Annotated in this window: 18 protein-coding genes; 5 read left to right on the forward strand and 13 right to left on the reverse strand. The window is 72.5% G+C overall.

What is annotated here, in order from left to right; all coding sequences use genetic code 11:
• Window positions 1-70: 70 nt before the first annotated feature.
• Window positions 71-1414 (reverse strand): class II 3-deoxy-7-phosphoheptulonate synthase, encoded by a 1344-nt coding sequence (locus AC3EUV_RS36010; protein ID WP_190146092.1) that lies wholly within the window; start codon window positions 1412-1414, stop codon window positions 71-73.
• 258 nt (window positions 1415-1672) lie between these two features.
• On the opposite strand from AC3EUV_RS36010, the gene AC3EUV_RS36015 reads away from it, so the two are divergent.
• The gene (locus AC3EUV_RS36015; protein WP_435604732.1) at window positions 1673-3619 is read left to right on the forward strand and encodes an anthranilate synthase family protein; all 1947 of its coding nucleotides are present in this window, start codon (window positions 1673-1675) and stop codon (window positions 3617-3619) included.
• Here AC3EUV_RS36015 and AC3EUV_RS36020 read toward each other — a convergent pair.
• The 5 genes from AC3EUV_RS36020 to AC3EUV_RS36040 all read right to left on the reverse strand — a co-directional run bounded on the left by AC3EUV_RS36020 (window position 3585) and on the right by AC3EUV_RS36040 (window position 8829).
• A complete protein-coding gene (locus AC3EUV_RS36020) occupies window positions 3585-4601 on the reverse strand; it encodes a 2-hydroxyacid dehydrogenase (RefSeq protein ID WP_432146756.1) in 1017 nt (338 codons plus the stop codon). The genes AC3EUV_RS36015 and AC3EUV_RS36020 overlap by 35 nt on opposite strands.
• Window positions 4602-4755: 154 nt before the next feature.
• Window positions 4756-5784 carry a 6-phosphofructokinase gene (locus tag AC3EUV_RS36025; protein ID WP_432146757.1) on the reverse strand — a complete coding sequence of 343 codons (1029 nt, stop codon included), beginning with the start codon at window positions 5782-5784 and terminating at the stop codon, window positions 4756-4758.
• 202 nt (window positions 5785-5986) lie between these two features.
• The gene (locus AC3EUV_RS36030; RefSeq protein ID WP_435604733.1) at window positions 5987-6658 is read right to left on the reverse strand and encodes a response regulator; all 672 of its coding nucleotides are present in this window, start codon (window positions 6656-6658) and stop codon (window positions 5987-5989) included.
• A 49-nt stretch (window positions 6659-6707) separates the two neighbouring features.
• On the reverse strand, window positions 6708-8042 hold the full coding sequence (macS, locus tag AC3EUV_RS36035; protein WP_432146759.1) for a MacS family sensor histidine kinase: 1335 nt from the start codon (window positions 8040-8042) through the stop codon (window positions 6708-6710).
• 55 nt (window positions 8043-8097) lie between these two features.
• Window positions 8098-8829, reverse strand: a complete 732-nt coding sequence (locus AC3EUV_RS36040) for a lysophospholipid acyltransferase family protein (RefSeq protein WP_387247378.1) — start codon at window positions 8827-8829, stop codon at window positions 8098-8100.
• 160 nt (window positions 8830-8989) lie between these two features.
• Here AC3EUV_RS36040 and AC3EUV_RS36045 point away from each other — a divergent pair, with 160 nt between their 5' ends.
• Both AC3EUV_RS36045 and AC3EUV_RS36050 read left to right on the forward strand, forming a co-directional pair.
• A complete protein-coding gene (locus AC3EUV_RS36045) occupies window positions 8990-9784 on the forward strand; it encodes an alpha/beta hydrolase (protein WP_432146760.1) in 795 nt (264 codons plus the stop codon).
• Window positions 9771-10364 (forward strand): hypothetical protein, encoded by a 594-nt coding sequence (locus AC3EUV_RS36050; RefSeq protein WP_432146761.1) that lies wholly within the window; start codon window positions 9771-9773, stop codon window positions 10362-10364. Before AC3EUV_RS36045 ends, AC3EUV_RS36050 begins: the two co-directional genes overlap by 14 nt.
• Before the next feature lies 1 nt (window position 10365).
• On the opposite strand, the gene AC3EUV_RS36055 is transcribed toward AC3EUV_RS36050, so the two are convergent.
• The 6 genes from AC3EUV_RS36055 to AC3EUV_RS36080 all read right to left on the reverse strand — a co-directional run bounded on the left by AC3EUV_RS36055 (window position 10366) and on the right by AC3EUV_RS36080 (window position 15549).
• Complete coding sequence (locus AC3EUV_RS36055; RefSeq protein ID WP_432146762.1) at window positions 10366-11142, reverse strand: endonuclease/exonuclease/phosphatase family protein; 777 nt, start codon at window positions 11140-11142, stop codon at window positions 10366-10368.
• Window positions 11143-11266: 124 nt separating this feature from the next.
• Window positions 11267-12208 carry an ROK family glucokinase gene (locus AC3EUV_RS36060; protein ID WP_432146763.1) on the reverse strand — a complete coding sequence of 314 codons (942 nt, stop codon included), beginning with the start codon at window positions 12206-12208 and terminating at the stop codon, window positions 11267-11269.
• Window positions 12209-12330: 122 nt separating this feature from the next.
• Complete coding sequence (locus tag AC3EUV_RS36065; protein ID WP_432146764.1) at window positions 12331-12801, reverse strand: DUF5304 domain-containing protein; 471 nt, start codon at window positions 12799-12801, stop codon at window positions 12331-12333.
• 106 nt (window positions 12802-12907) lie between these two features.
• Entirely contained in the window at window positions 12908-14110 is a 1203-nt protein-coding gene (locus AC3EUV_RS36070) for an ArsA family ATPase (protein WP_432146765.1), read from the reverse strand.
• Between the two features lie 2 nt (window positions 14111-14112).
• Window positions 14113-14595: an SRPBCC family protein gene (locus tag AC3EUV_RS36075; protein WP_435604734.1), complete on the reverse strand. Its 483-nt coding sequence runs from the start codon at window positions 14593-14595 to the stop codon at window positions 14113-14115.
• A 177-nt stretch (window positions 14596-14772) separates the two neighbouring features.
• Window positions 14773-15549 carry a metallophosphoesterase family protein gene (locus AC3EUV_RS36080; RefSeq protein ID WP_432146767.1) on the reverse strand — a complete coding sequence of 259 codons (777 nt, stop codon included), beginning with the start codon at window positions 15547-15549 and terminating at the stop codon, window positions 14773-14775.
• Between the two features lie 277 nt (window positions 15550-15826).
• Here AC3EUV_RS36080 and AC3EUV_RS36085 point away from each other — a divergent pair, with 277 nt between their 5' ends.
• Window positions 15827-17623 carry an AMP-dependent synthetase/ligase gene (locus tag AC3EUV_RS36085; RefSeq protein ID WP_435604735.1) on the forward strand — a complete coding sequence of 599 codons (1797 nt, stop codon included), beginning with the start codon at window positions 15827-15829 and terminating at the stop codon, window positions 17621-17623.
• 100 nt (window positions 17624-17723) lie between these two features.
• On the opposite strand, the gene AC3EUV_RS36090 is transcribed toward AC3EUV_RS36085, so the two are convergent.
• A complete protein-coding gene (locus AC3EUV_RS36090) occupies window positions 17724-18866 on the reverse strand; it encodes a glycosyltransferase family 4 protein (protein WP_432146769.1) in 1143 nt (380 codons plus the stop codon).
• 238 nt (window positions 18867-19104) lie between these two features.
• Between AC3EUV_RS36090 and AC3EUV_RS36095 the strand changes: the two genes are divergently transcribed.
• Window positions 19105-20451 carry a glycosyltransferase 87 family protein gene (locus AC3EUV_RS36095; protein WP_435604736.1) on the forward strand — a complete coding sequence of 449 codons (1347 nt, stop codon included), beginning with the start codon at window positions 19105-19107 and terminating at the stop codon, window positions 20449-20451.
• Window positions 20452-20464: the final 13 nt, after the last annotated feature.

A 20464-nucleotide genomic window follows, 5' to 3' on the forward strand; every position in this document is an offset into this window, starting at 1 on the left:
CCCCCCCCCCCCCCCCCCCCCCACCTCTGCTATGTCCCTGACCGTCGGTGCAGGTCAGCGGCGACTCGCCTCACTGATCGCGGTACATCTCCGCCACCAGGAACGCCAGGTCCAGCGACTGGCTGCGGTTGAGCCGCGGGTCGCAGGCGGTCTCGTAGCGCTGGTGGAGGTCGTCGACGAAGATCTCGTCGCCGCCGCCCACGCACTCGGTGACATCGTCACCGGTGAGCTCGACGTGGATACCGCCCGGGTGCGTGCCGAGGCTCTTGTGGACCTCAAAGAAGCCCTTGACCTCGTCCAGCACATCGTCGAAGCGCCGGGTCTTGTGACCGGAGGCGGCCTCGAAGGTGTTGCCGTGCATCGGGTCGCAGATCCAGGCGACCTGCGCGCCGGAGGCGGTGACCTTCTCGACCAGCTCGGGGAGCTTGTCGCGGACCTTGTCCGCTCCCATGCGGGTGATGAAGGTCAGCCGGCCCGGCTCCCGCTCCGGGTCGAGGCGCTCGATGAGCGTCAGCGCGTCCTGCGCGGTGGTCGTCGGGCCGAGCTTGACGCCGATGGGGTTGCGGATGCGCGAGGCGAACTCGATGTGCGCACCGTCCAGCTGACGGGTGCGCTCGCCGATCCAGACCATGTGGCCGGAGACGTCGTAGAGGTTGCCGGTGCGCGAGTCGACGCGGGTCAGCGAGGACTCGTAGTCCAGGACCAGCGCCTCGTGGGAGGCGTAGAACTCGACGGTGCGGAACTCCTCCGGGTTGACCCCGCAGGCGTTCATGAAGTTCATCGCGCGGTCGATCTCGCGGGCCAGCGCCTCGTAGCGCTGTCCGGAGGGCGAGGACTTCACGAAGTCCTGGTTCCAGGCGTGCACCTGCCGCAGGTCGGCGTAACCGCCGGTGGTGAAGGCGCGCACGAGGTTCAGGGTCGCCGCGGAGGCGTGGTACATCCGCTTCAGCCGCTGCGGGTCCGGGATCCGGGCCGCCTCGGTGAACTCGAAGCCGTTGACGGAGTCACCGCGGTAGGTCGGCAGCGTCACCCCGTCACGCGTCTCGGTGGGCTTGGAGCGCGGCTTGCTGTACTGGCCGGCGATCCGGCCGACCTTGACCACCGGGACGGACCCGGCGTAGGTCAGCACGGCGCCCATCTGGAGGAGCGTCTTGAGCTTGTTACGGATGTGCTCGGCGGATACGGCGTCGAAGGCCTCCGCGCAGTCGCCGCCCTGAAGCAGGAACGCCTCACCACGGGCGACCGCTCCCAGGCGCTCGCGCAGCTGGTCGCACTCGCCCGCGAAGACGAGCGGCGGATAGGACTCGAGCTCCGCGATCACATCGCGCAGAGCCTCTTGGTCCGGCCAGTCAGGCTGCTGCGCCGCGGGCAGGTCTTGCCAGGTGTTGCCACCGGCGTGGGTTTCAGCGTTCACGGTCACAAGGCCCACATTACGGGGTCCCGGCAGACTGTCCGGCCCGGCATCCGGACTTTGAGACGCACGGCACTCGGAGGGTCGGGTAGGGTGCGCCCCATGTGTACGCGACCTGCTCTGAACAGCAACTGGTGGTGGACCGCTCATCCGGCGGCCCACTGATTCGCGCGCACACCCACACTTCGCGAAGGCCGCCCGAGGGGCGGCCTTCAGCCTTTTCCGGCGGCCGTTCCTCCTCTCCTGGAAGGAACCCCCGCCATGCACCACGAGCCCCCCGCCGGCGCCGCCGCGCTCGCCCAGCGGCTGCTCGACCCCGCCTGCCCGCCGTTCGCCCTGCTGCACCGCCGCACCCCGGGGCGGGACGCCGCCCCCACCATCGAGGTGCTGACCGGCGAGGTGACGGAGGTCGAGCGGCTGGCCGACATCCCGCTGGGCGAGGGCGTGCCGGACGCGCCGGTGACGGACGCGCTCGCGCTGATCCCGTTCCGGCAGATCCGCGAGCGCGGCTTCCGGGCCCATGACGACGGCACCCCGCTGGCCGTGCTGCGTCCGCGGGAGACCGCCGAGCTGCCGCTGGACGACATCCTCGCGGCGCTGCCCGCCCATGACGTGCGGGTGACGGACGGGGCGTTCGACGTGGACGACGACGCCTACGCCGGGATCGTCGGGCGGGTGGTACGGGACGAGATCGGCACCGGCGAGGGCGCGAACTTCGTCATCCGCCGGACGTTCGAGGGCGGGATCGCGGACTTCTCGGCGGCCGACGCGCTCGCGCTGTTCCGGCGGCTGCTGGCCGGCGAGCGCGGCGCGTACTGGACCTATGTGGTGCACATCCCGGGGGTGCGCACCCTGGTCGGCGCCAGCCCCGAGGTGCACGTACGGATGTCCGGGAAGACGGTCGTGATGAATCCGATCAGCGGCACCTACCGCTACCCGGAGGGCGGCCCCACCGCCGAGAGCCTGCTGGCGTTCCTCGACGACCGCAAGGAGGTCGAGGAGCTGTCCATGGTGGTGGACGAGGAGCTGAAGATGATGTGCACCGTCGGCGACAAGGGCGGGGTGGTGATCGGGCCCCGGCTCAAGGAGATGGCGCATCTCGCGCACACCGAGTACGAGCTGCGTGGCCGGTCCACCCTCGATGTGCGCGAGGTGCTCCGGGAGACGATGTTCGCGGCGACGGTCACCGGGTCGCCGGTGCAGAACGCCTGCCGGGTGATCGAGCGGCATGAGCCGGTGGACGCCGGCGGCCGGGGGCGCGGCTACTACGCGGGGGCGCTGGCGCTGATCGGGCGGGACACCGGCGGCGCTCAGACACTGGACTCGCCGATCCTGATCCGTACCGCCGATATCTCCGCCGGAGGGCGGCTGCGGGTGCCGGTCGGTGCCACCCTCGTGCGCGGCTCCGACCCGCGCAGCGAGGTCGCCGAGACCCACGCCAAGGCCGCGGGGGTGCTGAGCGCCCTCGGTGTGCGGCCGGCGCCCGCGCGCCCGGCGGACGGCGGGCGGCCGCCGCGGCTGGCCGACGACCCGCGGGTGCGCGCGGCGCTGGACGCCCGCCGGGCCGATCTGGCGCCGTTCTGGCTGCGGATGCAGACCACCGCGCCCACCGCCGAGCTGAGCGGGCACGCCCTGGTCATCGACGCGGAGGACACCTTCACCGCGATGCTGGCGCATCTGCTGCGCACCTCGGGGCTGACCGTCACCGTGCGCCGCTTCGACGAGCCGGGGCTGCGCGCGGCCGCCCGTGCGCACCAGGGGCCGGTGGTCCTGGGCCCGGGGCCGGGCGATCCGTCCGACGCCGCCGACCCCAAGATGCGCTTTCTGCGGTCGCTGACCGCCGAGCTGCTCGCGGAGCACCGGCACGGTCTCCTCGGCGTCTGCCTGGGCCATGAACTCCTCGCCGCGGAGCTGGGGTTGGAGATCGTCCGCAAGGAGGTGCCCTTCCAGGGCGCGCAGGAGCGGATCGAGTTCTTCGGGCGCGAGGAGACGGTCGGCTTCTACAACACCTTCACGGCCCGCTGCGATGACACCACCGCGGCCGAACTGGCGATGCACCGCGTGGAGTTGAGCCGGGACGCGGCCACCGGCGAGGTGCACGCGCTGCGCGGTCCGGGCTTCGCGGGGGTGCAGTTCCACCCGGAGTCGGTGCTGACCCTGGACGGGGCCTCGGTCACGGCGCAGCTTTTGGCAGCTGTCCTCGTGTGACCAGCATGTTCTCGTTGGTGCGGTGGGCCAGGTAGTCCTCGACGTTGGCCACGGTGGCCTCGATGATCTGGCCCACCGCGTCCTGGGTGAAGTACGCCTGGTGCGAGGTGACCAGCACGTTCCCGAAGGTCATCAGGCGGGCGAGGGTGTCGTCGCTGATGATGTCCAGGGACTTGTCGAAGAAGAAGAACGCGGCCTCCTCCTCGTAGACGTCCAGGCCGACGCCGGTGAGCCGGCCGGCCTTGAGCGTGTCGACCAGGGCCACGGTGTCGACCAGCCCGCCGCGGCTGGTGTTGATCAGGATCGCGTCGTCCTTCATCGCGGCCAGCGCGGCGGCGTCGACGAGATGCCGGGTGTCGTCCACCAGCGGGAGGTGCAGGGTGACCAGATCCGCCTCGGCGAACAGCCGCTCCCGGGCGACGTACTTCATGCCGAGTTCGACACAGTGCGGATTCTCGGCGAGGTCCCAGCCCAGCAGGTTCATGCCGAAGCCATGGGCGATCCGGGTGAAGGCCGTGCCGATCTTGCCGGTGCCGAGCACCCCCGCCGTCCGCCCGCGCAGATCGCGGCCCATCAGGCCGTCCAGCCGGAAGTCGAAGTTACGGGTGCGGTTCGTGGCCCGGACGAGCCGCCGGTCGACGGCCAGCGCCAGCGCCCAGGCGAATTCGGCGACCGCGTGGGGCGAGTAGTGGGCGACCCGGCCGACGCTCAACCCGAGGTCGGCCGCGGCCTCCAGATCGATGTTGTTGAAGCCGGTGGAACGCTGGGCGATCATCCTCGTTCCGCCGGCCGCGAGGGTCTGGAGCACATCCGCGCCCAGGTCGGCGTTGACGCTGGAGCTGACGATCTCGTATCCGCGGGCGATCGGGGCGGTGTCGCGGTTGAGGAAGACATCCAGGCTGCGGACCTGGTGACGGCCGGCGAAGGCCCGCTCCAGGAACGGCTGCTCATCCGTCTGCACGCCGAAGGCGACGATCTCCACGAGCTCTCCCGGTTCTTCCGCCGGTTCGAAATCTCCCGCTCTGTGGGCGAGAGGCCGGATATGCCGCGTACGGCGAATATACGGCCCCTCGCCCGGCGACGCCGCCCGGGATGCGAGGCGGCGGCAGCGGTGAGCGGCCGGGTCAGCGACCCGGTCAGCCGAAGAACACCCCGGCCTCGGCGTACAGCGCCGGGTCGACCGTCTTCAGCTTGGCGGTGGCCTCCGCGATCGGCACCCGGACGATGTCCGTGCCGCGCAGCGCGACCATCTTCCCGAAGTCGCCGTCGCGCACCGCGTCGATGGCGTGCAGCCCGAAGCGGGTGGCCAGCCAGCGGTCGAAGGCGCTCGGTGTACCGCCGCGCTGGGTGTGCCCGAGGACCGTCGTCCGCGCCTCCTTGCCCGTCCGCGCCTCGATCTCCTTGGCCAGCCACTCCCCCACACCGGACAGCCGGACGTGCCCGAAGGAGTCCGTGGAGTCGTCCTTGAGCACCATCTGTCCGTCCTTGGGCATCGCGCCCTCGGCGACGACCACGATCGGGGCGTAGCGGACCTTGAAGCGGGAGTCGATCCAGCGGCAGACCTGCTCGATGTCGAAGCGCTGCTCCGGGATGAGGATGACGTTCGCGCCCCCGGCGAGACCGGAGTGCAGCGCGATCCAGCCGGCGTGCCGGCCCATCACCTCGACGACCAGCACCCGCATATGGGATTCGGCGGTGGTGTGCAGCCGGTCGATGGCTTCGGTGGCGACGCCGACGGCGGTGTCGAAGCCGAAGGTGTAGTCCGTGGCCGACAGATCGTTGTCGATGGTCTTGGGGACGCCGACGCAGGGGACGGCGTAGTCGTCGGAGAGCCGGGCGGCGACGCCGAGGGTGTCCTCGCCGCCGATCGCGATCAGCGCCTCGATCTCGTGCTTGGCGAGCGTCTCCTTGATCCGGCGGACGCCGTCGTTCTCCTTGAAGGGGTTGGTCCGCGAGGAGCCGAGGACGGTGCCACCGCGCGGCAGGATGCCGCGCACCGCCGGGATGTCCAGCGGCACGGTGTCGCCTTCCATGGGCCCGCGCCAGCCGTCCCGGAAGCCGACGAACTCGTATCCGTACTCCTGGGTGCCCTTGCGGACGATGCCCCTGATCACCGCGTTCAGACCCGGACAGTCGCCGCCGCCGGTCAGTACTCCGACCCGCATCGCTGCTTCACCTACATCCCGTCAGTGGCCGCACGCACACGGCCGGGTTGATCCGACCCCGGTCACGCTAATGGTGATCTGGGTCACTCAGGGATGGGACAAACGGTGATGCCGGTGAATTGTCCGGGAGTTGGGACGAGGCGTTCACCCGTACGAGCGGACTGTCGCCGGCCGCGGCCGGTCCGGCCGGTGAACGCGCCGGTCACGCCTCGTCGAGACCGCGCTCGATCGCGTACCGCACCAGCTCCACGCGGTTGTGCAACTGGAGCTTGCCGAGGGTGTTCTGGACGTGGTTCTGCACCGTGCGGTGCGAGATGACCAGGCGCTCGGCGATCTGCTTGTACGAGAGCCCCTTGGCGACCAGCCGCAGCACCTCGGTCTCCCGGTCGGTCAGCTGCGGTGCGCCCGGCTCGTCCGGCGTGGCCGGGGCCGGCTCGGTCGCCAGCCTGCGGTACTCACCGAGCACCAGACCGGCCAGGCCCGGGGTGAACACCGCGTCGCCGGCGGCCGTGCGCCGGACCGCGTCCAGCAGTTCCGCCGTGCTCGCCGACTTCAGCAGATAGCCGGTCGCCCCGGACTTGACCGCTTCCAGGACATCGGCGTGCTCACCGCTCGCGGACAGCACCAGCACCCGCAGCGCCGGACGGGCGCCGACCAGTTCCTTGCAGACGCGCACGCCCGGCAGCCCCGGCAGATTGAGGTCCAGGACCAGCACATCGGGCGCGGCGGCCTGCGCCCGGCGCACCGCCTGGAGGCCGTCACCGGCCGTCGCGACCACGTCGAACCCGGCCTCCGCCAGATCCCGCGCGACCGCGTCCCGCCACATCGGGTGGTCGTCGACCACCATGACCTTCAGGGCCGTCTGCTCGCTCATGCCGGCACCCCGCCCCGCGCGGCCTCGTCCCGCTCCGTGCTGCGCTCGCTCACGCTCTCGCCTTCCCCCGCCTTCCGCCCTCGGACGCCGTGCCCTTGGGGACCGTCAACTCCACTTCCGTGCCCTGGCCCGGGACCGAGACCCACTCCGCGGCGCCGCCCAGGTCCCGCAGCCGGCCGCGGATCGACAGGGCCACCCCCATCCGGCCCTCGCGCTCGGCGTCCGCGAGCCGGCCCGCGGGAATCCCGGGGCCGTCGTCGCGGACCGTCACGATCACCGCCCGCGGCTCGTCCTCCACCAGGATCCAGGCGCGGGCCCCGTCCCCCGCATGCACCCGCACATTGTCCAACGCCGCACTGACAGCGGCCGCGAGCTCGGCCGCCGCGGCGGCCGGCAGCACGACCGGGGCACCGGGCTCGGAGAACGTCACCCCGGCGCCCGCGAAGGGCGCGAGCAGCGCCCGGACGTCGCACGGCCCGTCACCGGCCGGCTCCGGCGCCGGTGCGGCCGGAGCGGCGGCATCCCCGTCGGCCGGCTCGCTCCCGTCGGCCGGGTGCGGCACGGTCCCCGCCGCGCCGTCCGGCCCGACCCCGCGCGGCGGCGTCACCAGCCCGCCGGCTACCAGGGTCCGCAGCGCGACCTCCTGCTCCCCGGCCATCCGGCCCAGTTCGGCCGCCTCGCCGCCGATCGCGGCGCCGCGCCGCTGCACCATCGCCAGGACCTGGAGCACGCTGTCGTGGATGTCACGGGCCAGCCGCTCCCGCTCCCGGGTCGCGGCCTCTATCTGGAGGGCACGGGCGAGGGTGCGCTCACTGGCCCGGGCCACCTCGACGACATAGCCGATGGCGACGCTGGCCACCCACACCAGCACCACGTTGTGGACGGTGTCGCGGGCCGGCTCCTGGCGCTCGATGAGATTGGCCACCGCCACCGCGCTGGACGCCACCGCGGCCCAGCGCCAGCCGCCCTTGATCGCGAAACCCAGGACGGCGCCCGCCGTCCAGATGGAGGGCAGTGTCGGCGCCCCGTCCATGATGCGGGCGTGCGTGTCGACCAGCGGGGTGAGCAGGATGCCGCCGACCGCGAACCCGAGGTCGCCGAGCAGGAAGTGCCGGGTACAGCGCTCCGCGGAGGTCGTCCGGCGCCAGGTCAGCGCCATCCAGACGGTGAGCGCGCCCATGTAGGCGACGGCGCCCAGCGGGTGCTCGTACTGCGAGTAGGAGAGCCCGGCCAGGCACAGGGCGTAGACGAGGGTCAGGATCCGGTAGCCGGTGAGCGCACGCCACAGCGGCAGCTCGACGGACATCCGCAGCACCTTCGGCGGCTTGCTCCTGCCCTTGGCCGCCGGGCCGCCGCGCACGGCCCGTATCTCCGCATCCGTCATTGCCGGCTTCCCCCCGTCGCCGGGCGCACCCGCGCCCGGACTCGGCTCTGCCCGCCTATTCGGCGGCTGCCTTCCTGGCCTGCTCCGCCTCGGCCTGCTGCTTCGCCTCGGCCTTCGCCGCCTCGGCGATCTGCCGTTTGGCCGCGGTCGCGTAGATGTCGACGTACTCCTGGCCGGACAGCTTCATGATCTCGTACATGACCTCGTCGGTGACCGACCGCAGGATGAAGCGGTCGCCCTCCATGCCCTGATAGCGGGTGAAGTCCAGCGGCTTGCCGATACGGATGCCCGGCCGGATCATCTTCGGCACGATCTTGCCCGGCGGCTGCACCTTCTCGGTGTCGATCATCGCCACGGGGATGACCGGCGCACCGGTGGCCAGCGCCACCCGTGCCAGCCCGCCCGGCTTGCCGCGGTAGAGCCGGCCGTCCGGGGAGCGGGTGCCCTCCGGGTAGATGCCGAACAGCTCACCGCGCTCCAGGACCTCGATACCGCTCTTGATGGCCGCCTCGCCCGCGCCGCGGCCGCCCGAGCGGTCGACCGGCAGCTGGCCCACGCCCTTGAAGAACGCGGCGGTCAGCTTGCCCTTGACGCCCGGGGAGGTGAAGTACTCGGACTTGGCGATGAACGTGACCTTGCGGTCGAGTACCGCGGGCAGGAAGAAGGAGTCCGAGAAGGACAGGTGGTTGCTCGCGAGGATCGCCGGACCCTCGGCGGGGATGTTCTCGATGCCTTCCACCCAGGGCCTGAAGGCAAGCTTCAGCGACCCGCCGATGGAAAACTTCATTGCGCCGTAGATCAACCCACTGCCTCCTGTGTGTGACGCAAAGACCTTAACCTGCCCCGGTGGCGCACTGGCGCCGCGGCCGCCGCCGGACCTACCCGCTTGCCGTCACTTTGCGTACCCTGAGGTAACTCGCCAGCCCCTCATCGATCGGAGACACCCGGTGCCGCTCCTTCCCGGAGCCGAGCCGTTCCGCCGTGACGGCGGAGAGGTCGGCGTCCTTGTGTGCCACGGCTTCACCGGCTCCCCCCAGTCCGTCCGCCCCTGGGCCGAATATCTGGCCGACCGGGGACTGACGGTCGCCCTCCCGCTGCTGCCCGGTCACGGCACCCGCTGGCAGGACATGCAGCTCACCACGTGGCAGGACTGGTACGCCGAGGTCGACCGCGAGCTGCGCGCGCTGACCGAGCGCTGCTCCAAGGTCTTCGTCTGCGGCCTGTCGATGGGCGGTGCGCTGGCGCTGCGGCTGGCCGCCAAGCACGGCGACGCGATCAGCGGGGTGGCGGTGGTCAACCCGGCCAACAAGCTCCATGACGCGGCCGCCCCGCTGCTCCCGGTGCTGCGGCATCTCGTACGGACCACCAAGGGCGTGGTCAGCGACATCGCCAAGCCCGGCGCCGAGGAGGTCGGCTACGCGCGGGTGCCGCTGCACGCCGCGCATTCGCTGCGCCGGTTCTTCGGCCAGGTCGACTCCGAACTCCCGGGCGTGACCCAGCCGTTGCTGGTGATGACCAGCCCACAGGACCATGTCGTACCGGCGGCGGACTCCGAGCGGATCCTCGCCCGGGTCTCCTCCACGGACGTCCGGCAGACGCTGCTGGAGCGCAGCTACCACGTGGCGACGCTGGACCACGACGCCGAGCAGATCTTCCGGGACACCTTCGCCTTCATCGCCCGGCTCGCGCCGGAGGCGGCGGACGCGGCGCAGGAGGGGACGGCGGCCAGTGGCGGAGCGTAGCCCCCACGACCCCCGGGACCCGCTGGACGAAGAGGCCGCCTGGGCCGAGATCGTGGCGGGGTACGGCGAGCAGCCGTCGTTCCCCGCGGGCGGCGGTGACGGCGGGGACGGGACGGCCGGGGCGGACGGCAAGGACGGCAAGGACGCCACGGCCGAGAAGCCCGAGGGTGCCGCCCCGTCCGACACGGCCGGGAAGGACGGCACCGGAGCCAAGGACGGCACCGGCGACGCCGCGCGTCCGGGCAGCTTCGTCGTCTTCGCGCCGGGCGTCGGCCCGCGCAACTGGACCCCCTCGGAAGCGTCCGACGACGACTTCGACGAGACCGACGAGGGCCACTTCACCCCGCCCGAGCCGCCCCCGCTGCCGACGGCCGATGTCACCACCAAGTTCGCCTGGCTCGCGGTCATCGGCGGCCCGCTGCTGCTGGTCGCGATGGTGCTTTTCCAGCAGCCGGTGACGTGGTGGATCACGGTGCTGGGCATCGGTGGCTTCCTCGGCGGCTTCGCCACCCTGGTGGCCCGGATGAAGGACGACGACGAGGACGACAACGACCTGCCGGGCAGCGGCGCGGTGGTGTGAGTCAGCCGCTGGCCGGCACCCGCAGCGCGGCCAGCACCGGCAGATGATCCGTGGCGGCCCGCAGGTCGGCCTCCCGTACCCCCGCCAGCCCGTGCGGCACCCCGCAGCCCAGGACCTCCACGCCCGCCGTGGTGAAGATCGCGTCGATCCGCTGATGCGGGTCGTGCGGTGTGGAGGTGAACTCCCCGCCCCACGGCTCGGCCGCCCAGGCGTCCGTGAGCGCCCCCGCCAGCCGCCGGAAGCTGCGGCCCGCCGGCCGGTCGTTGAGGTCACCCCCGGCGACGGCGTACGGCACGTCCAGGGCGGCCAGCCGCTCCAGCAGCAGCCCCGCCTGGGTGTAGCGCTCCCGGTCGGCGAGGCTGAGATGGCAGCTGAGCACCCCGAGCCGGGCCCCGCCGATCCGGACCACGGCGATCGCGAAACCGCGCTGGTGCAGCCCGGGGGTGCGGGGCAGCAGCACCTCCTCCGTACGCTCCACATGGGCGCGCAGGGTGGACAGGATCATCGGGCCCGCGGTCGTGCCGCCGCCGGTGACGTACACCAGACCGGCCGCGCGGGCCAGCCGCTCGGCGGCCTTGCGCCAGCGGAAGAACCGCGGCGCTTCCTGGATCAGCACGAGATCGGGTGCGCAGGCCCGGATCACCCGGACCAGTGCCGTCCGGTCGTCGCGCAGCGAGCGGATGTTGTAGCTGAGCACCCGGATCACGGCCGCACCGCCGCGTCCTGATGCCCCGGCGGCGGGGCCGGGCTCGGTGGCGGAGGCGGGGAGCGGGATCACGGCGGCAGGTCCTCTCACCGGGAGGGTCACGCGGGCCAAGATAGAGCACCGCCCGCCGCTCCCCCACGGGGCGCGACGGACGGTGCCGTACGGAGGAGCGGGCGCCGCGCGCGCCCGGTGGCGGTCAGCCCTGGCGCGCCAGGTCGGCCGCGCCGACCAGACCTGCCTTGCCGCCGAGCTGGGCGGCGAGCACCTGGGCGTGCGGCCGCCACTGGTTGCCGACCAGCCAGCGGCGGAAGGACTTGCGGATCGGCTCCAGGACCAGTTCGCCCTCGTCCGAGACGCCGCCGCCGACGATGAACGCGGACGGGTCGAAGAGCGAGGCGAGGTCGGCGAGCCCGGCGCCGGCCCAGCGGGCCAGTTCGCGGAACGAGTCGATGGCGACCGGGTCACCCTGGCGGGCGGCCTCGCTCACGTGCCGGCCCTGGATGCCCTCGGAGGTGCCGTCGCCGAGCGCGAGCAGGATCTGGGCGTTCTCGGGGGTGGCGAAGGCGCGCTGGCGGGCGTAGCGCAGCAGGGCGCGGCCGGAGGCGTACTGCTCCCAGCAGCCCTGGTTGCCGCAGCCGCACAGCAGACCGTCGGGGACGACCCGGATGTGCCCGAATTCCGCGGCGACGCCGAAGCGGCCACGGCGCAGCTTGTTGCCAATGATGATGCCGCCGCCGAGGCCGGTGCCGAGGGTGATGCAGATGACGTCGCTGTGCCCCTGGCCGGCGCCGAACTTGTACTCGCCCCAGGCCGCCGCGTTGGCGTCGTTCTCGACCACCACGGGCAGACCGACGCGCTGTTCGACCTTGTCCTTGAGCGGTTCATGGCGCCAGTCGATGTTCGGTGCGAACAGGACCGTGGCGCGCTTCTCGTCGACATAACCGGCGGCACCGATGCCGACGGCCTCGACATGATGGCCCGCGCCGACGGTGCGTACCGCCTCCGCGATGGCCTCGGTCAGCGCATCGGTGGCATGCGGAGTCGGCACCTGGCACGTCTCAAGGATCGAGCCCTCTTCGTCGACCACGCCGGCCGCGATCTTCGTGCCGCCGATGTCGACGCCGATGGTGAGTCCCATGTGTCCCTCAGTTTTTCGCTCGAACCCCGCCGAGTCCCACCGTACCGGAGGGAGGGGGGCCGCCCACGTTCTTCGGGCTGTGGAAGGAGGGACACCTCCCGTACACCAAAGGCCCCCAGGGCTCAGTCGAGGTCGATCCGCTCGGTGCCGGTGGGGCCGTCGTCGTCGCGCGGATCGTCCTCGCGGCGGGCGTCGGGCCGGTCGCCGAGGTCCTCGCGGGTCCAGCGGCGCTCGCTGCCCTCGACGGCGGAGCGGTAGGCGGCGAGCAGCTCGGAGCCGGCCGCGGCGAGGTGGTCGAAGATGTCGGGGTTGCGCTCGATGACCGGCTCGACGGCCGCCTTGGCCTGCTTGAACAGCTGGTTGACGGCGCCCTGTGCGGCGATCCCGCCGAGCGCGCCGGGCAGCTGGATACCGGCGAGCTTGTCGGTCACCGCCTCCGCGAGCTTGCGCAGTTCCTCGGCGGCGCTGCCCGGCTGCGGGCCGTGGGCGGCGCGGTGCCGGGCCTTCTCGGCCGCGAGGTCCTCGGCGCAGGCGGTCGCCCAGGCGTCGGCATCGGACGGGCGGTCGGCGGGGCGCTCGGTGGCATCACTCATGGGGAACTCCGTGACTCCTGCTGCGAGGCGGTACGGCGAAGCAGTGCGGGACGGGCACGTCGGGGCGGGGCCCACCCCCGACGTTACCCGAACGGTGGTAGCGCGTTCAGTCGCTCTTGGGCCACAGATCCGGATCCGGGGTGAAGCGGATCTCCAGGGCGCCGTCGCGCAGTCCGGCGCCGGAGACGGTGCAGCGGCGCAGCGCGGAGGGGAGCGTACGGATCCGCCGGTAGCGGCCGACGGTGACCACGATCTCGTCGCCGCGGCGCACCAGGCCGAGGCCCCGGCGCTCGGCACCGGGCAGCGGCACCCGCCAGACGAGGATGCCGTCGGCGGCCAGCCGGTCCTCGACGGTCCAGGGGTCGGGGTGCGGCCCGTCGGCGGGCGCAGCCGCACCGGTCCCGCCCGCCGGGCCGCCGATCAACTCGTCGAGCTCGTCGACACCCTGGGGGTCGCGGCCCAGGTGCGGCACCTCATGGACGGGGACGTCGGGGAACTCCTCGCGCAGCGCCTTGAGGGCGGTCTGCTGGCTGCCGGAGAGCGCGGCGAGGAACGGGTCGGCCGAGCCGGTGGGCAGCAGCCGGTTGACGACCACGCCGTCGGTGCGCCGGCCGTGCAGCGCGAGTCCGGCGCGGACGCTGCGCAGCGTGGCGGCGGCGACCGGACCGGCCTCGGTGACCAGGCGTACGGAGGTGCCGGGGTCGTCGATCGTCCGCTGGACGGCGGCGAGTTCGGTCTCCCAGCGCTCGGCGGCGTCGTACAGCTTCTGGGCCGGCATCGGGACGCCGGCCAGCTGGGCGAGCACCGGGCGCAGCGCCCGGGCCGCCTGCCGTTCGGGCGGCAGCAGCCGGCGCAGATAGCGGCGCACCTGGGCCGGCAGGGCGAGCAGCCGGATGGTTTCGGCGGCCGAGGGCATGTCGACGACGACGAGGTCCCAGTCGTCCGAGGCGTGTTCGGTGCGCAGCGCGTGCAGCAGCGCGAAGTCCTCGGAGCCGGGGAGTTCGGTGAGTTCGTCCTCGTCGAGGGGGGCGGCGCCGAGCAGGTCGAGGGCGGCGCCGGCGCGCTCCTGGAAGGCGAGGAACTCCTGGCGGAAGCGGTCGCCGGGGTCGATACGGCGGGCGTGCAGACCGGGGGCTATCGGGGTGGGCGCGTCGGCGCCGAGGGGCGTGCCCAGCACCGTTTCCGGTGCGCTGCTCCCCGTGGTGAGCAGCAGGGCCCGCTCACCCCGGCGGGCGCCGGCCAGGGCGGTCGCGGCGGCGAGCGTGGTGCGGCCCGCACCGCCGGAGCCCGTGACGAGGACGGTGCGCACGCTCAGAGCTTCTTGGCCTCGTCGGTGGGCGTCTCGGGGCCGTCGTGGCCGCTCTCGACGCGCTTCTTCAGCCCGGCCAGCGCACGGTCGATGATGACCTTCTCGGCCTTGCGCTTGATCATCCCGAGCATCGGGATCTTGACGTCGACGGTGAGCTGGTAGGTCACCTCGGTCCGCACGCCGTTGCCGAGCGCGGAGAGGCGGTAGGAGCCGTCGAGGGCGCGCAGCATCTGGGACTTGACCAGGGACCAGCTGACCTCGTTCTCACCGGTCCAGGTGTAGGCGAGGGTGTGGTCGTCCTTGATCGCTCCGGCGTCCAGCAGCAGGCGCACCTCCTCGGCGCGGCCGCGGTCGTCCTTGGCGAGCACCTCTGCCTCTTTGACCTCTCCGGTCCATTCCGGGTAGCGGTCAAAGTCGGCGATCACTCCCATCACTTCGGCGGGTGCCGCCTCGATCGTGATGCTCGAGCTGGTGTGTTCGGCCATCGCCGTGACTCCTCCATGCCGATTCATGTCGGTCCGCCGACTTGCTGAAACGCGGTGTCTCTGCTGTTGAAGGCTACCGCGCGGGGGAACGCGGGCGGACACCAGCAGGCCCGGAACGACGGGGCGGGGCGGCCGGCCGGCCCGCTGCGCCGGGCTCACGACCAGAGGCTTCCGGGCTCACCACTCCAGGACATAGGGCGTCCCGGTCGCGTTGAAGTGGCCGACATTGACGCATTCCGTGCCCCCGATCCGGGCCCGGCGGACGAGCGGCTGGTGCACATGGCCGAAGAGGGAGTAGCGCGGCCGGGTGGTGCGGATGGCGTGCAGCAGGGCGGCGCTGCCGCGCTCGAAGCGGCGGGCGACGGTGTCGTAGCAAAGCTCGGGGACGTCGGGCGGGATATGGGTGCACAGCACGTCCACCTCGCCGACCGCCTCGATCTTGGCGGCGTACTCCTCGTCGCTGATCTCGTAGGGCGTGCGCATGGGGGTGGTCAGGCCGCCGCCGACGAACCCGAAGACCCGGCCGCCGATCTCCACCCGCTGGCCGTCCAGGACGGTGGTGCCCGCTCCGGCGTACTCGGGCCACAGGCGCGGTATGTCGACGTTGCCGTAGGTGGCGTACGTGGGAGTCGGGAAGGCGGCGAAGAGTTCGGCGTACTGCCGGCGGACCGCGCCCTCGATGACCGACTCCCGGCTCACGCCCGTACGGTCCAGTTCGCCCCACAGCTCGCGGCCCAGGGCGCGAGCCTCCTCGAAGCGGCGGGCGGTGCGCAGTTCGACCAGGGCGTCCGCGTTCGCGACACCGAAGAGGTCGGGGAAGATGCCGCGCGAGTGGTCGGCATAGTCAAGGAAAAGGACCAGGTCACCGAGGCAGACCAGGGCATCGGCGCCGGCTCCGGCCGCCGCGAGGTCCCGGCTGTTGCCGTGTACGTCACTGACCACATGCACACGCATGGCGTCACCCTAGATCGCGCGCCCGGCCCGCGGGAGACAGGGGCCCCGACCCGGAGTTACTTTCGGGTCACCTACCCATTGGTCTAGTCTGCGCGGGTCAGTCCCCATGGCGTGTCCCGCCGCGTGTGACGCATCGAACATCTGGCCGTTCCCCCCTATCCCAACTGCGATACCGATGGGTAACGTCCGGGCAGTCCAATCCCCCCTGCATGATCGTGGACCGCCGCCGGTGCAACACACAGCGTCGTGGCGCCGGCGCTTTTGAGGAGCAGCAGTCTTGCGCGAGTTCAGCCTTCCGGCCCTGTACGAGGTCCCCGCGGACGGCAATCTGACGGATCTCATCCGCCGAAATGCCGCGCAGCACCCGGATGTTGCCGTCATGGGACGCAAGGTGAACGGAGCGTGGCAGGACGTCACCGCCGCCACCTTCCTCGCCGAGGTCCGCGCCGCCGCCAAGGGCCTGATCGCCTCCGGGGTCGGGCCCGGCGACCGGGTCGGTCTGATGTCGCGCACCCGATATGAGTGGACACTGCTGGACTTCGCCATCTGGAGCGCCGGCGCGATCACCGTCCCCGTGTACGAGACCAGTTCCGCCGAGCAGATCCAGTGGATCCTCGGCGACTCCGGCGCGGTGGCCTGCCTGGTGGAGAGCCCCACCCACGAGGCGACCGTGGAGTCGGTCCGCGACCGGCTGCCCGAGCTGGCGAACATCTGGCAGATCGAACGGGACGCCATCGCCCGGCTCCAGGCCGCGGGCGCCGACATCTCCGACGAGGAGGTGGAGGCGCGCAGCGCGCTCGCCGACGCGGACTCGCCCGCCACGATCGTCTACACCTCCGGCACCACCGGCCGTCCCAAGGGCTGTGTGCTCAGCCACCGCAGCTTCTTCGCCGAGTGCGGCAACATCGTCGAGCGGCTGCGGCCGCTGTTCCGCACCGGCGAGTCCTCGGTGCTCCTCTTCCTCCCCATCGCGCATGTCTTCGGCCGGCTGGTGCAGGTCGCCGCGGTGATGGCGCCCATCAAGCTGGGCCACGCCCCCGACATCAAGAACCTCACCGACGACCTCGCCTCCTTCCGGCCGAAGCTGGTCCTGGGCGTGCCCCGGGTCTTCGAGAAGGTCTACAACTCGGCGCGGGCCAAGGCGCAGGCCGACGGCCGGGGCAAGATCTTCGACAAGGCGGCGGACGTCGCGATCGCCTACAGCCGCGCGCTGGACACCCCGTCGGGCCCGTCCCTCGGTCTGAAGCTGAAGTACAAGGTCTTCGACCGGCTCGTGTACGGCAGGCTGCGCGCCGTCCTCGGCGGCCGCGCCACCCACGCCATCTCCGGCGGCGCCCCGCTCGGTGAACGCCTGGGCCACTTCTACCGCGGTATCGGCTTCACCGTCCTGGAGGGCTACGGCCTGACGGAGTCCTGTGCGGCCACCGCCTTCAACCCGTGGGACCGGCAGAAGATCGGCACCGTCGGCCAGCCGCTGCCCGGCTCGGTGGTGCGGATCGCCGACGACGGCGAGGTGCTGCTGCACGGCGAGCATCTGTTCACCGAGTACTGGAACAACCCGTCGGCCACCAAGGAGGCGCTGTCCGACGGCTGGTTCCACACCGGAGACCTCGGCACCCTCGACGAGGACGGCTACCTCGCCATCACCGGCCGCAAGAAGGAGATCCTCGTCACCGCGGGCGGCAAGAACGTCGCCCCGGCCGTGATCGAGGACCGGATCCGGGCGCACGCCCTGATCGCCGAGTGCATGGTCGTCGGCGACGGCCGGCCGTTCATCGGCGCGCTGGTCACCCTCGACGAGGAGTTCCTGCCCCGCTGGGCCGAGGAGCACGGCCACCCCGCCGATGTGACGCCGTCCCGGATCGCCGAGGACCCGGAGCTGCTGGCCGCCGTCCAGCGCGCGGTCGACGACGGCAACGCGGCCGTCTCCAAGGCCGAGTCGGTGCGCAAGTTCCGCATCCTGCCGACCCAGTTCACCGAGGAGTCGGGCCATGTCACGCCGTCGCTGAAGCTCAAGCGGAACGTGGTCGCGAAGGACTTCGCGGAGGACATCGAGGCGCTCTACCGCGCGTAGCGGCCGGTCCCCGCCGGGCCGTTCGGCTCACCTGGAATCCGCCGTCGTGGCCACGCCACGGCGGCGGATTTTCGTGGCACCCGGGCTGCGGGCGGCCCGCTCAGAGGAGTTCCTTCAGCCGCTCCGCCAGCAGGTCCCAGCGCCACTTCTCCTCCACCCAGGCGCGGCCGCGCTCGCCCATCCTGCGGCGCAGGGCCGGGTCCCGGAGCAGGGTGACGATGCGGTCGGCGGTGGGGGCCGGGGACCCGCCGGGGACGACCCAGCCCGTCTCGCCCTCCAGGACGGCGTCGGGGGCGCCGCCCGAGTCGCCCGCCACCACGGGCAGGCCGGTGGCCGAGGCCTCCAGGTAGACGATGCCGAGGCCCTCGACGTCGAGCCCGCCGCGGCGGGTGCGGCACGGCATCGCGAAGACATCGCCGGCGCCGTAGTGGGCCGGCAGCTCCTCCCACGGGACCGCGCCGGTGAAGCGCACCGATTCCGCGACGCCCTTCTCCTGGGCCAGCGCGTGCAGTTCCTTCTCGTACGGGCCGCCGCCGACGATCAGCAGCACCGCGTCCGGCACCGCGGCCAGGATGGCCGGCATCGCCTCGATCAGGGTGTCCTGGCCCTTGCGCGGGACCAGCCGCGAGACACACACCACCACCGGCCGGCCGGTGAGCCCGAGCCGGTCCCGTACGGCGTCGCCGCCCGAACCGGGGTGAAAGGTCTTCTCGTCGACGCCGGGCGGGAGTTGGACCATCCGCGCGGCGGCCTCCGGGGTGAGCGCACCGGCGATCCGCGAGCGGGTGTACTCGCCGAGGTAGGTGAGAGTGTCCGTGCCGGTGCCGATCCGGCGCAGGAGTTGGCGGGCGGCCGGCAATTGCGCCCAGCCCGCCTCATGGCCGTGGGTGGTCGCGACGATGCGGCGGGCGCCGGCCGCACGGAGCGCGGGCGCCATCAGCCCGAGCGGCGCCGCCGCCCCGAACCAGACGGAGGAGCAGCCGTGTTCCCGCAGCAGCCCGGTGGCCCGCCGGGTCACCCTCGGGGTGGGCAGCAGCATCGTCGTACGGTCCCGGATCACCGGGAACGGCTGATCGGCGTCGAAGGCGGCGGTGGCCGCGCGCCCCTCCTCGCTGCGCTTCCAGGTCGAGGCGTAGACGACGACCTGGGTGGGGTCCAGACGCAGCGCCATGCTGTGCAGGAAGGCCTGGATGCCGCCGGGCCGCGGCGGGAAGTCGTTCGTGACGATCAAGGTCTTGTGCACGATGGTCTCTCGGCGGTCGGTCTCGGCGGTCGTGGCCCGACAGTACCCGCCGGCGTCAGATGGGCGGCCGCCCACCCCGCCACGCCCGTGCCTCCTCTACGGTCATGACAGCCGCCACCGGCATCATGCAGCAGGCACGAGCGGGCAGCGCGGTACGCACGGGACAGTGGGCAGGGCGCCGGGTGCACGGCCGCGAGCGGCGCCGGGAGCCGGCGGCAGGGAGAACGACGAGGTGACGATGGACAGGATCAGCAGAGCGCGCGGGGTGTGGCTCCCGGTCGCGGTCTGGGCCGCGACCCGGGCGGTGGTCCTGCTGTGCGTCCTGAGAGTGCTGGTGCTGCCGGGGCCTGACGTCACCACCGATGTCTCGGTGATCTACCAGGGCTGGTTCGGTGTCCTGAAGACCGGCACCTTCCCGCTGAACGATGTGACCTGGCAGTACCCGCCGGCCGCGGCGCTGGCGATCCTCTCCCCCGGCCTGCTGCCGTTCCTGGACTACGCCACGGCCTTCTTCACCCTGATCCTGGTCACGGACGCGGCGACGCTGGCGCTCCTGCTGCGGGCCGGCCGGCGTGCGGAGCACCGGCCGGCCGGCGCCTGGGTGTGGATCGCGGGGGTGGCGCTGCTGGGCCCGACGGCCTACGCCCGGTACGACCTGATGGTCACCGCGGTCGCCGTCGCCGCGCTGTTCGCCGCCGTCCGGCGGCCGCGGGTGGCGGGCGCGCTGATCGCCTTCGGGGCGCTGCTGAAGGTCTGGCCCGCGCTGCTGCTGACCGGGGCGGCGCTGCGCGGCCGCCGGGCCCGCGCGCTGTGGCGGACCGCGGCCCTCACGGCAGCCGGGCTGACCGTGCTTCTGGTGGCCGCCGCACCGGGCGCGCTGGCCTTCCTCACCTTCCAGCGCGACCGCGGCACGGAGGTCGAGTCGCTCGGCGCGCTGGTCTTCCATGTCGCCCGCCACTACGGGTGGGACGGTCAGGTGCTGCTGAACTACGGCTCGCTGGAGTTCCTCGGCCCGGGTGTCCCGTTCGCCGGCACCGTGGCGCTCACCCTGAGCCTGGCCGCCGTGGGCTGGCTGTTCCTGTGGCGGGTGCGGGTCCGGGAGCTAGGGGGACACCCCCTAGGCCCCGGGACGCTGTGCGAGGCCGCCTTCACCGCCACCCTGCTGTTCACGACCACCAGCCGGGTGATCAGCCCGCAGTACATGCTGTGGCTGGTGGGGCTCGGCGCGGTCTGTGTGACCGTACGCGCCGCCCGGCAGACGCTGCCGGTGGTGCTGGTCCTGGTCGCCACCGGGGTCACGCTGCTGGAGTTCCCCATCGGGTTCGCCCAGGTCGTCGCGAGCGATCCGTGGGGCGTCGGGCTGCTGGCCGTACGCAACGGGCTGCTGGTCGCCGCGTCGCTGATCGCCTGCCGCCGGCTGTGGGTCTCGACACGGGGCGACAGACGCGGGCCGACAGACGAGCGGACCGGGACCGCCGGCGTGGTGCGCGCCCGCCGTCCGGTCGCCGGGGCCCCCGCCGCTCCGCCGGAGCTCACCGGCAGCGCCCCGCGGCCCAAGACGGAGGGCGCGCCCCCGTCGCCATGAGCCCGTCCGCCCC

Source organism: Streptomyces sp. bgisy130 (assembly GCF_057708345.1).